Genomic DNA, 14,841 nt, shown 5'->3' with positions numbered 1-14,841 from the left:
GAATATATATGATTGTATATCTTTATCCATATAATTACCAGCTTTTGATTAAAGATTTAATAATTTCAGCTACTCTTTCTGCTTCATTTAAGGGTTTGTAGCTATATTCTTCTAGAGCAATAGCCGACTTATCAAAAATTCTTGCTATCTTCTGTTCTACTAACTGCTTTATAAAAATCTTATGCTTTGAAGAATTAAAGTTTGGTGGGCAGAATATATAAAGAGGCTTGCCGCTTGAAGCTGCTTCACTGCACATTGAGATTGAGTCGGCCGTAGAGATTATATATTTTGCCTTGGAGAGCATAGCTATATAAGGATTATAGCCTGCGTCTTCGTTCGGGTAATAAATAATTGTGGAGGACGGCATATTATTTTTAATAATTGATTTTACAGTGTGTGGTGTACGTCTACTAAAACTAATAAAAAAAGGTATTTTTTGATTAGTATATATTTTATTTAATAATGAAGCAAATAAAACTGCTTCATCTTCATGGAAATTAAATTTTTTATTATTCCCACCGATTATCACTGCAATAAACTGTTTAAGATTAGGATAATGTTTTTGGAGTTCCAAGTTCGCTGCGGCGAACTGTTCAGTTACGTTGTTGATAGCTCCGTTGATGGGGATGATGTTTTTAAAGTCGTCATTGCGAGGAAATACGAAGTATTGACGAAGCAATCTAGTAAAAAAGCCCTGAGATTGCTTCAGCCACTTTGTGGCTTCGCAATGACGTTGGTCATGATAAGGCAGAATAACGGCATCAAATGCATTGTAAGGAAGATTAGGCTGCATTATTTGTATTAACTTGATATCTTTAAATTTCTTTTTTAAATAAAATGCTAGTACTGCCGTTCTTCTTCCAGCGGTAATTATCATATCAGGCGGGGACTTATCCAAAAGATACTGCAATAGCTCACTTTTTATATGAATAGGATAATATTTTAGTAAAAAGTTCGGTAGCTTAGCTAAGCAATTATATTCAAGCTTAATTGTTGTATATTCTTCCGTTAATTTTTCAGCAAGTGCAATAGCCTGATGGGTGTTGCCTGTTCTATCATCCTCCAATACGTGTATTTTCATTGTAAATACTTCTCTAAAGGTAATGTTAATAAGTTTGTTAGAGGTAGTGATTTATCGCAAGCCTCGGCTATTTGTGGTGTGATCGGAATTTGAGCGATTAGTGGTATATTATATTTTTGTGATAAATGTCCGCCACTATTATTTTTAAGCATATAGCTCATATTCTCAATTATTCCCAAAATAGGTAAATTTAGTTTTTGATATAAATCTATAGAACGTATTACGTCTATTTCTGATATTTTTTGTGGTGTAGTTACGATTATTACGCCGTCTAAATTATAATTTTCTAGTATACTTAAATGAATATCACCTGTTCCCGGCGGCATATCGATAATTAAATAATCTAAATTATCCCATTTTGTTACCGATAATAATTGATAAATAGTCTTACTCGCCATAGGACCACGCCAAATAATTGCCGAGTGGTCTTTAACGAAGAAGCCTATAGATATAATTTCGATGCTTTGAGCAAGTACCGGTATTATTCGTCCATCTTTCGTTTGCGGTACTTCGTTAATGCCGAATATATGCGGAATTGACGGACCGTAAATATCCGCATCTACTATCCCGACTCGGTAATTTGCTAGACTTAACTGCTGAGCGATAAGAGCCGATATTGTAGATTTTCCGACTCCGCCTTTACCTGACGCTACTAAGATAATTTTTTTTACATTTTCTACAAAATGTTTTGGTTTTTGAACTTTTTTCTCCATCGGTTTACTTTCGGTAAAAACAATTGTTATTTTATTTACTTCCGAAATCTCGTTAAGTTTATTAATTGCCTTAAGTCTAATTTCTTCGGCTTCTAACTTGTTTTTACCTGATATATCTATTGAGAAACCGATATTATTACCTTTAATTATAATATCCGATATAACTTCATTTAAAAAAGTACCGTCTTTAAAGGTAATATGCTGAATTTTATCTATAATTTGTCGTTGGTGTAAATTCGCCATAATTAAATTTCCTTTTTAAAGCTGTTTAAGCTCGTAACTTGACGTTATATACTATAATATATATAATTATCTCATCTTTAAAAAAAATATAAAACAATAAAGCAAATGCTTAATAAAAAACATATCTCAATTTTAAAAAAATCCCCATGGAAAGATTTTGATTCTGATAAAGAAGATAACATATTCACAAGGCCGCGTAAAAGTCAATTTAATTTTGATCAATTTCAATTCCCGTTTAATTTCAATGCTAAAACAATAATTTTAGTTGTTGTTGCAGTGGTTGCTTTATGGCTCGCTTCGGGTATTTATGAAATAAAAGAAGGCGAAGAAGCAGCGGTAATAAGATTTGGGCGTTTTGTGCGTAAGGGCTACCCCGGGCTTAATTATCATTTACCGGCACCTTTTGAAAAGATAATAGTTGAGAAAGTTAAACAATCACGTCGGATTGAGATTGGTTATCGTACAAATAGTTCTCTGCGTAGCGGTGGCGATAATACTAAAAATATTGCCGGTGAAAGTATAATGCTCACCGGTGATGAAAATATCATTGCTTTAAATTGTGACGTAATGTGGCATATTAATAATCTTGAAGATTTTATTTTTAACGTACAAAGACCTGCAGAAACAGTAAAAGCAACAGTCGAGAGTGCCGTTAGGGAAGTCATAGGCAATACTCCTATTTCTTGGGTATTATCCGATCAAAAGCAGGAGATTACTTATAAAATAGAGAAATTAGCACAGAAGATATTGGATAGTTATAATGTCGGCGTTATGATTGAGAAAGTACAATTATTAAAAGCCGAGCCGCCTGCCGAAGTAATAGACGCTTATAGAGACGTGCAAACTTCAAAAGCAGATAAAGAAAAAGAAATAAATCAAGCTCAAGCCTATAATAATAAGATTTTGCCGGAAGCTAGAGGAGCGGCTGCAAAGATTATACAAGAAGCAGAAGGTTATAGAGCAGAAGTTATATCGAAAGCAGAAGGTGATGGCCAAAGATTTAATGCTATTTATAAACAATATGCTACAGGTAGGCAAGTAACTAGAGATAGATTATATTTAGAAGTAGTCGAAGAGGTATTAGGCGGTTCAAATAAAACGATTATTAATAATGCACTACTGCCGCACATGGCTATTAAACCATAGGGGTGCTATGTCATTCCCGCTTTTGCGGGAGTGACATCAAGCGTGTTTTACACGCTATACACAAATGACATCTAAACAACAAGGAATATTAAATGCAACAAAAGATTTATTATATAATTTTTACAATTGTTTTTGGGCTGATACTGATTTCTAGCTCCTTATTTTCAGTTGACCAACGCCAATCTGCAGTAGTATTCCAGTTTGGTGAGGCAGTTAGAACTATAGAAAATCCAGGACTGAATATTAAAATCCCGTTTATTCAAAATGTTGAATTTTTTGATAAGCGTCTTTTAGATGTTGAGGTTGAGGCAAAAGAATTAACGGCTGCTGACGGTAAACGAGTTATTGTTGATGCCTACGCCAAATTCCAAATTAATAATCCCGTAATGTTTTATAAAACGGTACATGATTATCAAGGTGTGAAAATTAGGCTGACTCGTAATCTTGAATCGTCAATGCGTAAGGTGATAGGTAAAATCTCGCTAAGTAGCCTTTTAAGTCAGGAACGTAGTAATGTAATGTTAAATATCTTAAATCAAGTGGACGGTGAAGCTAAAAGCTTCGGTATTGATGTTGTAGATGTTAGAATTTTAAGAGCAGACTTACCAAAAGAAAATAGTGCGGCTATTTATCGTCGTATGCAAACGGCACGTGAAAAAGAAGCAACCCAAATTAGAGCGGAAGGACAAGAAGAAAGCGTGCGTATTCGTTCAAAAGCAGATAAAGAAAGTAAAATAATACTTGCGAAAGCTTATCGAGATGCACAAATTATTAAAGGTGACGGCGATGAGAAAGCGGCAAAAATATATAATTCTGCTTATTCAGTTGATCCGGAATTTTATAAATTTTATAGATCACTTTTAGTATATAAAAATTCTTTAAAGAAAGAGAATACTAATTTTGTAATTTCACCGGATGCTGAAGTTTTAAAATATCTAAATCTCACTAAGTAGTATACTAGTCTATCTACTTTTTATTTACTTGGAGTATATGGTTAATCTGAAAATAGTTATTGTTATAATAGTTTTAATATCAAGTAACGTTGTTCTAGCAAAAGAAAATAGTAAGTCTTTAAAAGTAGCAGCTCAAGAAGAGAATGAATTTACGGAAATAAATTCTGCTCCTTTAAAAGTAAGTGAAGCCGCTCGTTATAGCTTTGCCGATATAGTTGAACCGTTAATTCCTGCAGTCGTTAATATTTCAACAATAGAATATGTTAATAGTAAATCGGAAAACGCCGAGAAAGATCCTCTGCAAGAAAAAGTTAATGATTTTTTAGAAAAGCTTAATATACCACTGAATTTGGAAGAGGTTGATCAAACTCCGAAAAGTGTCCCGCTTGGTTCAGGATTTATTATTGAACCTAACGGTTTAATAGTGACAAACTATCATGTAATTGCAAATGTTGATAAAATTAATATAAAACTTGCAGATAATACCGAATTATCGGCTAAATTAATAGGTAACGATACTAAAACCGATTTAGCTCTCTTAAAAATAGATAGCGAGGAACCTCTACCTTTTGTTGAGTTTGGAGATTCAAATGATGCAAGAGTAGGAGATTGGGTTATTGCGATCGGTAATCCGTTCGGTAATCTAGGCGGTACGGTGACAAGTGGTATTATTTCTTCTAAAGGGCGGGATATCGATATAGATACGGACAATATAGTTGATAATTTTATTCAAACGGATGCTGCAATTAATAACGGTAATTCCGGTGGTCCTATGTTTAATTTGGATCAGAAAGTAATCGGCGTAAATACGGCAATTTTTTCACCGCTCGGTACTAATATAGGTATCGGTTTTGCAATACCGTCAAATACTGCAAAGCCTATAATCGAACGTCTTAAGAAAGATGGAAAAGTAAGTAGAGGACGCCTTGGAATAACAATACAAGATTTAACCGAGGAAATTTCTGAAGGGCTAGGACTTAAAAATACTAGGGGGGTGTTAGTAGCTAAAGTACAGGAAGACGGTCCAGGTGATAAAGCGGGAATTAAAACAGGTGATATAATAATAGAGTTTGCAGATATACCGGTTAAAAATACTAAAAAATTACGTGTAATTATTGCAGATGCTCCTATTGATCAGGAAGTAAAAGTAAAAATACTTCGCGATAAAAAGGAGCTTGAGTTACCTATTAAAATTACTTCGGATAATGAAGAGGTGACCAAAGATTCTACAGAAGAGACCAATAAGAAAGAAATAACAAATAAAGAAGAAAATAATTTATCCATTACTAAAAATAATATTACTTTTGGTAATTTGACTGAAGAACTAAGACAAAAATATACTATTCCTCAAGATAAAATGGGAATAATGATAACCAATATTAATCAGGAAAGCATAGACGATATAAGTAAGCTAGAAGAATTATATGAAAATGCTAAAAAATCAGATAAGCAAAATATTTTGCTCTTGATTGAAAGGGGGAGTAGTAATATGTTCGTACCATTGCAGGTTATGTAGTTTTCTATATTATTTCCACGAAGGCGGGAATCCAGAAAAATAATCTTAACATTGATACAAAAATTACATATTTAATAAAATAAAGCTATAAAAATAAGTTTTTTATAGCTTTTGCTGGATTCCCGCCTTCGCGGGAATGACATAGAATGTAAAAATGATACCTAAATAATTTATGAATGAAAAAATAGCAATTTTAAGTACATATAGTTTTGTTAATATAGAAGAACCAGCGAATTTGATACCGAAACTTTTGCTTATCGGTAAAAGAAAATATATTAGAGGTACTATTTTATTAGCTAATGAAGGCTTTAACGGTTCTTTTTCAGGTTCATATGAAAATGTAAATCTTGTACTTGAAGAATTGATAAAGCTGACCGGTCCCAAAGATGTTAACGTTAAAATAAATTATAGTGATGTTCATCCTTTTCAGAAATTGAAAGTCAGACTGAAGAAAGAGATCGTAGCAATGAACGTTGATGATTTAAATGTTGATTTGTTTAAAGGCGAATATATAGAGCCGAAAGATTGGGATGAATTTATCACAAAACAAGATGTTATAGTAATAGATACTCGAAATGATTATGAAGTAGAGGTTGGTACATTTAAATCAGCAATTAATCCTAATACCAAAACATTTAAACAATTTCCTGCTTGGGTTCAGCAGAATCAAGAATTGCTCAAAGGTAAGAAAATTGCTATGGTTTGTACAGGTGGTATCAGGTGTGAAAAATCCACCAGCTTACTTAAAAGCATAGGTTATGATGAGGTATATCATTTAAAGGGTGGAATACTGCAATATCTAGAAGATACACAAAACAAGAACAATTTATGGCAAGGTGAATGTTTTGTCTTCGATGATAGGAGAGCAGTGACAGATGATTTATCGCCTGTAGAAAGACATTGGTTGCAGAGATAGATGTCGTTGACCGATTGAAACGTGTAGTATGTCATTCCCGCGAAAACGGGAATCCAGAAAAAAGAGAGCTTTTAATTTTAAAAATTCAGTATATTTGTATTTTTTAATTACTGGATTCCTGCTTCCGCGGGAATGACATAACCCTTTGTTTATTTATTAGAAATATATGACTAAAACCAAACAAGAAATTTATAATAAGCGTCCAACTTCACCGCATTTAACTATATATAAGCCGCAAATAAGTTCTACATTATCAATTTTGTATCGTATGACCGGCGTAGCTTTGTTTTTTGCGGTGTCAATCTTGGTGTGGTGGTTGATTCTTAGTAAATATGACAATAATTATTTACAGCTTGCTGAATGCTGTATTATAAAAATATGCTTAGTAGCTGTTAGCTACGCTTGGTTTTATCATTTATGTAACGGCATTCGGCATTTATTTTGGGATATCGGTTACGGTTTTTCTATAACATTGGTTAATATCACCTGTTGGTGTGTAGTGGTAGGATCTGTATTATTAACGGTATTGTTATGGGTGTAGTAATTAAAAATGTCATTGCGAGGAGATGCGTAGCATCGACGTGGCAATCTCAGAAATAATAATAAATGCCTGAGGTTGTTTCGTCAATAATTGCTATGCAATTTCCTCGCAATGACGAAAAGCTAAAACAAATAATAGAGAAAATTAATGGTATATGATTTTAAAGCAGAAATTGTAAAAGCAAAAAATAGCGGTTCTGCTAAAAGCGGTTCTCATCATTGGTTATTGCAAAGAGTAACGGGGATTATATTAGCTTTATGTTCTGTGTGGCTAATATATTTTACGTTAACCAACAAAAATAATGATATAAATATTATTATGTGGGAACTTAAAAAGCCTTTTAATGTAGTAGCTTTGTTAATTACGGTGGTTATTTCGTTGTATCATGCGATGCTTGGTATGCGTGTAGTAATTGAAGATTATATAAGTTGTCACAAATTACGTAATACATTGATTATAATAGTGCAATTATTTTGCATTGTTACTATTGTAGCTTTTGTAGTAGCGCTGTTTTATAAAGGATAAGAATTGTCATACCGCGGCTTGACCGCGGTATCCAGAAAACAATATTGTGTATTGAATTACTGGACCCCGTGGTCAAGCCATGGGGTGACAGAGATAGACAATTCACATATCAAAATAGTAAAAAATTAATTTAATGACCAAAGCGTATAATATCATTCATCATAAATTTGACGTAGTAGTTGTAGGTGCAGGCGGAGCAGGTCTTCGTTCTGCATTCGGTATGGCTAAAGAAGGGCTAAATACCGCTTGTATAACTAAGCTGTTCCCAACCCGTAGTCATACTGTGGCTGCTCAGGGCGGAATTAGTGCGGCTCTTGGGAATATGGGCGAAGATGATTGGCGTTGGCATATGTATGATACGGTCAAAGGTTCTGATTGGTTAGGCGATCAGGATGCCATTGAGTATATGTGCAAAAACGCTCCCGATGCGATTTTAGAGCTAGAGCATTACGGCGTACCTTTCTCAAGAACTGAAGAGGGAAAAATTTATCAGCGTCCTTTTGGAGGAATGACAACAGAGTACGGCAAAGGAAAAGCAGCTCAGCGTACATGTGCTGCGGCAGATCGTACGGGGCATGCCATACTGCATACTTTATATCAACAGTCACTAAAACATAAAGTACAGTTTTTCGTTGAGTATTTTGCTATTGATTTATTGATGGAAGATGGTGAATGTAGAGGCGTAGTTGCGTGGAATTTAGATGACGGTAGTCTGCATTGTTTTAGAGCGCATAATGTAGTGCTTGCAACGGGCGGATACGGGCGTGCTTATTTTTCGGCGACGTCTGCTCATACTTGTACTGGTGATGGGGGCGGCATGGCGATTAGAGCCGGTCTTCCACTGCAAGATATGGAATTTGTACAGTTCCATCCGACAGGTATATATTCGGCCGGCTGTCTTATTACCGAGGGGGCAAGAGGCGAAGGGGGATATCTCGTTAATGCAAACGGTGAGCGTTTTATGGAGCGTTATGCTCCTGCTGCAAAGGATTTAGCTTCAAGAGATGTAGTTTCAAGAGCAATGACTATAGAAATCAGAGAGGGGCGAGGAGTCGGCGAGCATAAAGATCATGTATTTTTACATTTAAATCATTTATCGCCTGAGATTTTACATAGTTGTTTGCCCGGTATCTCTGAGACGGCTAAAATTTTTGCCGGTGTTGACGTGACTAAAGAGCCGATACCGGTACTTCCTACGGTACATTATAATATGGGCGGGATACCGACGAATTATCACGGTCAAGTCATAATCAAAGACGGTAAAAATCATAATAGCGTAGTAAAAGGGCTTATGGCAATCGGTGAAGCGGCTTGTGTATCGGTACACGGTGCTAACCGATTAGGATCAAATTCTTTGCTTGATTTAGTAGTATTTGGTAAAAGTTCTGCATTAAAAGCAGCCGAGCTTATTAAGCCTGCGAGTCCCCACAAGTCTATAAAAGAAGAAAGCCTTGAAAAAATTATAAATAGATTTGATAAAGTCCGTCACGCTAACGGTAATATTTTAGTTGCAGAGTTAAGGCTTAAAATGCAAAGAACTATGCAAAGCCATGCTTCGGTATTTAGAACTCAAGAGGTACTAGATGAAGGGGCAGGAATGATTAGCGAAATAAGAAGCGGCTATAAAGATATAAAAATTAACGATAAATCTTTAATTTGGAATAGCGATTTGGTGGAAGCCTTAGAGCTAGATAATCTACTTGATCAAGCTTTAGTAACGGTATATTCGGCAGCTGCAAGAAAAGAAAGCAGAGGAGCTCATGCACGTGAAGATTATCCTGATCGTAATGATGAGGATTGGATGAAGCATACTCTTAGCTCTATCGATGAAGCAGGTAAAGTAGTTCTTGATTATAAACCTGTGACTTTAACTACTTTAACCGATGAAGTAACAGCAATCCCGCCGGTGAAGAGAGTGTACTGATTAATGTTCTTATGTCATTCATGCGAAAGCAGGAATCTAGAAACCTTTAATGTTATCCCGCGATTAAATCGCGGGATCCAAAAATGCTTATTTTTTAGATATCGCGGTCAAGCCGCGGTATGACAAGAAAAAAATATATATAAAATATGTTTGAGTATTTAATAAAATTCTATCCAAAAATCTTTTTTATTGTAGAGGGAACTTTGGTAACTTTAAAATATAGCGTTATTGCCGTTATATTCGGTTTAGTAATAGGGATGCTGCTCGCTATTTGTAAGGTAAATAAAAATCGTGCTTTAAGGCTTTTTGCAAATTTCTATACTTCTATTTTCAGAGGAACGCCTTTATTAATTCAATTAAGTATTATTTATTTTGCTTCACCTTATATCATAGGCATTAAATTTAGTGTGTTTATGGCGGGAGCTATTGCTTTTTCTCTTAATTCGGGAGCATATGTTTCCGAAGTAATCAGGGCAGGGATTAATGCAGTTGATAAAGGGCAGTTTGAAGCGGCTGAAGCTCTTGCTATTCCAAAGTTTTTAATAACGAAAGATATAATTCTGCCGCAAGCAGTTAAAAATATTTTTCCGTCATTAGTAAATGAGCTTGTAAATTTGATTAAAGAATCAGCCATTATTTCTATGCTTGGAGAAATGGATTTAATGCGTAGAGCACAAATTGTATCAATTGAAACATATAATTATTTTTTTCCAATGCTTATTGCTGCGTGCTGTTACTATATTTTAGTGATGTTAATCAGCTTTATAGCAAAAATAATTGAGAAAAAAATGATTGTTAATTAAAACATACTTGCTTTTATGGAAAAAGTAATTATAATTTAAATTTAGTGTAATTTACAAATTCTTATAATTTGTATTTAGAAATGATTGAAAATAAAGGGTGGAAGTATTTTTCACCCTTTAATTATCGTATATATAAGTTTTTTTTGGAGTATTTTTTTTAATGCCGACATATAATCAATTAGTACGTTTTGGGAGAAAGTCAAAAACTCGTAAGACCAAATCTCCTGCCTTAGAATCTAATCCTTTTAAAAGCGGTGTTTGCCTAGTTGTAAAAACCGTTACCCCTAAAAAGCCTAACTCTGCACTTCGTAAGATTGCAACGGTGCGTTTAAGTAATAAAAGAACCGTAAATGCATATATTCCTGGTGAAAAGCATAGTGTAAAGGAACATGATAGGGTGTTAGTAAGAGGCGGTCAGGTTCCTGATCTTCCGGGGGTGAAATATCATATCGTACTCGGTGCTTATGATATTGCCGGAGTTAAAGGACGTAAGCAAGGTCGGTCACGTTACGGTACTCCTCGTAAACAAGTTGCAGTTACAAAAAAATAAATTATTAGTTAGAGAGAAAAAATAAAATGTCACGTCGTCATGCCGCAGAAAAGCGAGTAATTTTACCTGATATGAAATATAACAGTATTTTACTGTCAAGATTTATCAATAATATTATGAAAGAAGGGAAGAAAGCCCTTGCAGAGAAAATTGTTTATTCAGCCTTTAATAAAATTGAAAAGAAGCATAGAGTTGATCCGTATCAAACCTTTAATAATGCTATGCATAACGTGAAGCCGCATTTAGAAGTAACTTCGGTTAGGGTTGGAGGAGCTAATTATCAAGTTCCGACACATGTTGATGAAAGAAGAGGATATGCCCTTGCTAGCCGTTGGATTATTAATGCTGCGTCAAAACGTTCTGAAAAAATGATGATTGATAAACTTGCCGAAGAGCTGTTTGAAGCCTCTAATAATAGAGGTGTTGCCATTAAGAAGAAAGAAGATACTCATAAAATGGCCGAAGCTAATAAAGCTTTCTCTCATTTTAGCCCTAAAAAAATGAAATAAGGTAGGGTATAATGAGTAAAATAAATAAACTTGAGCATATTCGTAATATCGGTATATGTGCTCACATTGATGCCGGTAAAACCACAACTACCGAACGTATTTTATATTATACCGGTAAATCGCATAAAATAGGTGAAGTTCATGAGGGCGGTGCTACCATGGATTGGATGGAACAAGAACAAGAACGCGGTATAACCATTACCTCAGCTGCTACTACTTGTAGATGGCAAGATAAAATAATTAATATTATCGATACTCCTGGACACGTTGACTTTACTATCGAAGTAGAGCGTTCGCTTCGTGTTCTTGACGGTGCGGTTGCAGTATTTGACGGTGTAGCAGGTGTTGAACCGCAGTCAGAAACGGTTTGGAGGCAAGCAGATAAATATAATGTTCCTAGAATGTGTTTTGTCAATAAAATGGACAGAATGGGAGCAGATTTTTATAGATGCGTTGAAATGCTCAAAGATCGTTTAGGAGCAAAACCGCTTGTTATTCAGTTGCCTGTAGGGATTGAAGAAAATTTTAAAGGTATCATTGATCTGATTAAAATGAAAGCAGTGATTTGGAAAGATGAAGCACTTGGAGCTGAGTATTTTGAAGAAGATATACCTGCCGATATGAAAGATAAAGCTGAAGAATATCGTGCTAAATTACTTGATATGGTTGTTGAGTTAGATGATCATGTTATGGAAAAATATTTATCAGGTGAAGAAGTAACAGCAGAAGAGATTAAAAGATTAATCAGAAAAGGTACTATTTCAGCAGCATTTTATCCGGTTTTATGCGGTAGTGCTTTTAAAAATAAAGGGGTACAGCCTTTACTTGATGCCGTAGTAGATTTCCTACCTTCGCCTATTGATATAGGTATAGTAAAAGGTATGGAAGTAAGTACCGGTGAAGAAAAAGATTTCCCTATTTCGGTAACTGAGCCTTTTGCAGCTTTAGCATTTAAAATTATGAATGACCCATTTGTCGGTTCATTAACTTTTATTAGAATATATTCAGGTAAAATTACTTCAGGAACAACTGTTATTAATACTGTAAAGAATAAAAGAGAAAAAATCGGTAGAATGCTATTAATGCATGCTAATAATCGTGAAGACGTAAAAGAAGCATCAGCAGGTGATATAGTAGCTTTAGCAGGTCTTAAAGATACTACCACAGGTGATACGTTATCTGATATTGATCAGCAAGTAATCTTAGAAAGAATGGAGTTTCCAGAGCCGGTAATTGAGCTTGCAGTAGAACCTAAATCAACAGCCGATCAAGAAAAAATGGGCCTCGCACTTTCTCGTTTAGCAGCTGAAGATCCATCATTTAGAGTGTCAACTGATTATGAAACAGGACAAACAGTGATAAAAGGAATGGGAGAGCTCCATTTAGAAATTATCATTGATCGTATGAGAAGAGAGTTTAAGGTCGAAGCAAATATTGGAGCTCCTCAAGTAGCATATCGTGAAACTATAACAAAAGTTTGTGAAATTGATTATACCCATAAGAAACAATCCGGCGGTGCAGGACAATTTGCTCGTGTAAAAATTATTTTTGAGCCTCTAAAAGAGGTAAAAGATCTAAAAGATGAAGATAAAAATAAAATTTTTGTCTTTGAAAGTAAAATCATCGGCGGTGCCGTGCCTAAAGAATATATACCAGGTGTTGAAAAAGGATTAAATAATATTAGAGAAACCGGTGTTATTGCCGGTTATCCTATGATTGATTTTAAAGCAACTTTAGTTGACGGTGCGTTTCATGATGTAGATTCTAGTGTACTTGCGTTTGAAATTGCTGCAAAGGCAGCATTTAGAGAAGGGATGCCGAAAGGTAATCCTAAATTACTTGAGCCGATTATGCAAGTTGAAGTTATCACTCCTGATGAATATATGGGTGATATTATAGGCGATTTAAATAGTCGTAGAGGACAAATTCAAAGCATGGATCCAAGAGGGAATGCTCAAGTAGTTACTGCGAATATTCCTTTAGCGGAAATGTTTGGTTATGTTAATACGCTTAGGTCTTTATCTCAAGGTAGAGCTCAGTTTAGTATGATATTCTCTCATTATGATCAAGTGCCGAGTCAAGTAGCTGATATTATTAAAGCTAAAAAATAATTTAGGGGTGAGATGTCACGTCTTACAGAAATAAATGTTGTTTTGCCGTGGCAGCTTATAAATTAACAGTACTGTTTATTATAGTAATTTTTTAATAATAACAAATATTTTTAATAACTTTTATTGATTTTTTATTAAAAATATGATAGGAGTGTAGCTCAATTGGTAGAGCGCCGGTCTCCAAAACCGGAGGTTGCGGGTTCGATACCTGTCGCTCCTGCCATTATAGGCTTAGAGCTTTTTTGCTATAAAATATAGAATTTTTACAAAATTTGCTTATAGAGAGAAATTTGAAAGAGGTACTTCACCTCGAATCGCAGCGTACATACTAGTATGTGAGAATTCCAGTGCTGGATTATCGTCTCAATTGCCTCTAGAAGTAGCATTTTGTAAGAAGTCTAATAAATTACCTAACAAAAATATGTTTAAAGAATATAAAATTTATAAGTTTTTTGAACAAGTTAAACAAGAAACTTATAAGGTAGTTTGGCCAACTAGAAAAGAGCTTGTTGCTTCAACATTAGTAGTGGTAGTAGCAGTTTTTATTTTTAGCCTAATTTGTTTGGTACTTGATTATAGTATACATAACATAATGCAGCTTTTGCTTAATATCGGCAAATAGTATAAGGAATAAATTGTGATAGCACAGAGTATAGATAATATATTGCCTTCTTCTGAAAAAAATGTAAAGCAGTGGTATGTAGTACATACGGCATCAGGAGCAGAGAAACGCATTAAAGAAGATATGCTTAGAAAAATCGCTAAACAGAACATGACGGATTTTTTTGAAGATATATTAATACCTGTTTTTGGAGTTTCTGAAGTTAAACGCGGTAAAAATTTCAAGGTAGAAAAAAAACTAATGCCGAGTTATATCTTGATAAAGATGAATATGACTGATAAATCTTGGCATTTAGTAAAAAATATATCTGGAGTAACCGGCTTTTTAGGAAGCAAAACCACGCCAAAAGCTCTTACAGAAAGTGAAATACAAAATATTTTTAATAATTTGGAAGCAGAAGCTAAAGAAGCAAAGAATTCTAAATTGTATGAAGTTGGTGAAATAGTGACTGTTACAGACGGTCCTTTTGAAACTTTCATGGGTACAGTAGAAGAAATAGATCAAGAAAAAAATAGGTTAAAAGTTTCAGTTGCAATATTTGGTAAAGCAACTCCAATAGAACTAAATTTTAATCAAGTAAAGAAAAATGATTAAAAGTTGGACTAAATACGGTTTATTAATTACTTAAGCTGTATTGTACGAATGTTCAGGATGTCATTGTTGCGGGATAATGCGTCGTCATTGCAAG

The 14,841-nt window shown here is 34.5% G+C and carries 15 protein-coding genes and 1 tRNA gene; 14 read left to right on the top strand and 2 right to left on the bottom strand.

Annotated features, from left to right (window positions below; all coding sequences use genetic code 11):
• Positions 1–34: 34 nt before the first annotated feature.
• Both RPR_RS04085 and RPR_RS04080 read right to left on the bottom strand, forming a co-directional pair.
• Positions 35–1,081 (bottom strand): mitochondrial fission ELM1 family protein, encoded by a 1,047-nt coding sequence (locus RPR_RS04085; protein WP_012736739.1) that lies wholly within the window; start codon positions 1,079–1,081, stop codon positions 35–37.
• The gene (locus RPR_RS04080; RefSeq protein WP_012736738.1) at positions 1,078–2,037 is read right to left on the bottom strand and encodes an Mrp/NBP35 family ATP-binding protein; all 960 of its coding nucleotides are present in this window, start codon (positions 2,035–2,037) and stop codon (positions 1,078–1,080) included. The genes RPR_RS04085 and RPR_RS04080 overlap by 4 nt, the downstream gene beginning before the upstream one ends.
• Positions 2,038–2,142: 105 nt before the next feature.
• Here RPR_RS04080 and hflK point away from each other — a divergent pair, with 105 nt between their 5' ends.
• The 14 genes from hflK (at position 2,143) to nusG (ending at position 14,747) form a co-directional block, all read left to right on the top strand.
• On the top strand, positions 2,143–3,183 hold the full coding sequence (gene hflK, locus RPR_RS04075; RefSeq protein WP_012736737.1) for an FtsH protease activity modulator HflK: 1,041 nt from the start codon (positions 2,143–2,145) through the stop codon (positions 3,181–3,183).
• Between the two features lie 92 nt (positions 3,184–3,275).
• Positions 3,276–4,136, top strand: coding sequence for a protease modulator HflC (gene hflC / locus RPR_RS04070; protein WP_004996654.1), 861 nt, complete (start codon positions 3,276–3,278; stop codon positions 4,134–4,136).
• Between the two features lie 37 nt (positions 4,137–4,173).
• Positions 4,174–5,652 carry a Do family serine endopeptidase gene (locus RPR_RS04065; protein WP_012736736.1) on the top strand — a complete coding sequence of 493 codons (1,479 nt, stop codon included), beginning with the start codon at positions 4,174–4,176 and terminating at the stop codon, positions 5,650–5,652.
• 172 nt (positions 5,653–5,824) lie between these two features.
• On the top strand, positions 5,825–6,568 hold the full coding sequence (locus RPR_RS04060; RefSeq protein WP_012736735.1) for a rhodanese domain-containing protein: 744 nt from the start codon (positions 5,825–5,827) through the stop codon (positions 6,566–6,568).
• A gap of 166 nt (positions 6,569–6,734) precedes the next feature.
• Positions 6,735–7,109 carry a succinate dehydrogenase, cytochrome b556 subunit gene (gene sdhC, locus RPR_RS04055; RefSeq protein WP_012736734.1) on the top strand — a complete coding sequence of 125 codons (375 nt, stop codon included), beginning with the start codon at positions 6,735–6,737 and terminating at the stop codon, positions 7,107–7,109.
• A gap of 147 nt (positions 7,110–7,256) precedes the next feature.
• Positions 7,257–7,634: a succinate dehydrogenase, hydrophobic membrane anchor protein gene (gene sdhD, locus RPR_RS04050; RefSeq protein ID WP_012736733.1), complete on the top strand. Its 378-nt coding sequence runs from the start codon at positions 7,257–7,259 to the stop codon at positions 7,632–7,634.
• A gap of 133 nt (positions 7,635–7,767) precedes the next feature.
• On the top strand, positions 7,768–9,558 hold the full coding sequence (sdhA, locus tag RPR_RS04045) for a succinate dehydrogenase flavoprotein subunit (protein WP_012736732.1): 1,791 nt from the start codon (positions 7,768–7,770) through the stop codon (positions 9,556–9,558).
• A 146-nt stretch (positions 9,559–9,704) separates the two neighbouring features.
• Complete coding sequence (locus RPR_RS04040) at positions 9,705–10,361, top strand: amino acid ABC transporter permease (protein WP_004996648.1); 657 nt, start codon at positions 9,705–9,707, stop codon at positions 10,359–10,361.
• Positions 10,362–10,521: 160 nt separating this feature from the next.
• Positions 10,522–10,911, top strand: a complete 390-nt coding sequence (gene rpsL, locus RPR_RS04035; RefSeq protein ID WP_012736731.1) for a 30S ribosomal protein S12 — start codon at positions 10,522–10,524, stop codon at positions 10,909–10,911.
• 26 nt (positions 10,912–10,937) lie between these two features.
• Entirely contained in the window at positions 10,938–11,420 is a 483-nt protein-coding gene (rpsG, locus tag RPR_RS04030; RefSeq protein ID WP_004996646.1) for a 30S ribosomal protein S7, read from the top strand.
• Positions 11,421–11,431: 11 nt separating this feature from the next.
• Positions 11,432–13,531, top strand: a complete 2,100-nt coding sequence (gene fusA, locus RPR_RS04025; protein WP_012736730.1) for an elongation factor G — start codon at positions 11,432–11,434, stop codon at positions 13,529–13,531.
• 147 nt (positions 13,532–13,678) lie between these two features.
• Positions 13,679–13,754, top strand: a tRNA-Trp gene (locus tag RPR_RS04020).
• 198 nt (positions 13,755–13,952) lie between these two features.
• A complete protein-coding gene (gene secE, locus RPR_RS04015) occupies positions 13,953–14,153 on the top strand; it encodes a preprotein translocase subunit SecE (RefSeq protein WP_004996644.1) in 201 nt (66 codons plus the stop codon).
• A gap of 15 nt (positions 14,154–14,168) precedes the next feature.
• A complete protein-coding gene (nusG, locus tag RPR_RS04010; protein ID WP_012736728.1) occupies positions 14,169–14,747 on the top strand; it encodes a transcription termination/antitermination protein NusG in 579 nt (192 codons plus the stop codon).
• The last annotated feature ends 94 nt before the right edge of the window (positions 14,748–14,841 follow it).

It is taken from the genome of Rickettsia peacockii str. Rustic (assembly GCF_000021525.1).
Classification (GTDB): Bacteria; Pseudomonadota; Alphaproteobacteria; order Rickettsiales; family Rickettsiaceae; genus Rickettsia; species Rickettsia rickettsii.
This window is presented reverse-complemented; position numbering and strand designations above follow the sequence as displayed.

Excerpts from the sequence above, each read along its gene's own strand:
- hflC (WP_004996654.1), top strand. The coding sequence starts at position 3,276 with ATGCAACAAAAGATTTATTATATAATTTTTACAATTGTTTTTGGGCTG.
- sdhC (WP_012736734.1), top strand. The coding sequence starts at position 6,735 with ATGACTAAAACCAAACAAGAAATTTATAATAAGCGTCCAACTTCACCG.
- sdhA (WP_012736732.1), top strand. The coding sequence starts at position 7,768 with ATGACCAAAGCGTATAATATCATTCATCATAAATTTGACGTAGTAGTT.
- RPR_RS04040 (WP_004996648.1), top strand. The coding sequence starts at position 9,705 with ATGTTTGAGTATTTAATAAAATTCTATCCAAAAATCTTTTTTATTGTA.
- RPR_RS04065 (WP_012736736.1), top strand. The coding sequence starts at position 4,174 with ATGGTTAATCTGAAAATAGTTATTGTTATAATAGTTTTAATATCAAGT.
- sdhD (WP_012736733.1), top strand. The coding sequence starts at position 7,257 with ATGGTATATGATTTTAAAGCAGAAATTGTAAAAGCAAAAAATAGCGGT.
- rpsL (WP_012736731.1), top strand. The coding sequence starts at position 10,522 with ATGCCGACATATAATCAATTAGTACGTTTTGGGAGAAAGTCAAAAACT.
- fusA (WP_012736730.1), top strand. The coding sequence starts at position 11,432 with ATGAGTAAAATAAATAAACTTGAGCATATTCGTAATATCGGTATATGT.
- RPR_RS04060 (WP_012736735.1), top strand. The coding sequence starts at position 5,825 with ATGAATGAAAAAATAGCAATTTTAAGTACATATAGTTTTGTTAATATA.
- secE (WP_004996644.1), top strand. The coding sequence starts at position 13,953 with ATGTTTAAAGAATATAAAATTTATAAGTTTTTTGAACAAGTTAAACAA.
- RPR_RS04085 (WP_012736739.1), bottom strand. The coding sequence starts at position 1,081 with ATGAAAATACACGTATTGGAGGATGATAGAACAGGCAACACCCATCAG.
- rpsG (WP_004996646.1), top strand. The coding sequence starts at position 10,938 with ATGTCACGTCGTCATGCCGCAGAAAAGCGAGTAATTTTACCTGATATG.
- RPR_RS04080 (WP_012736738.1), bottom strand. The coding sequence starts at position 2,037 with ATGGCGAATTTACACCAACGACAAATTATAGATAAAATTCAGCATATT.
- hflK (WP_012736737.1), top strand. The coding sequence starts at position 2,143 with ATGCTTAATAAAAAACATATCTCAATTTTAAAAAAATCCCCATGGAAA.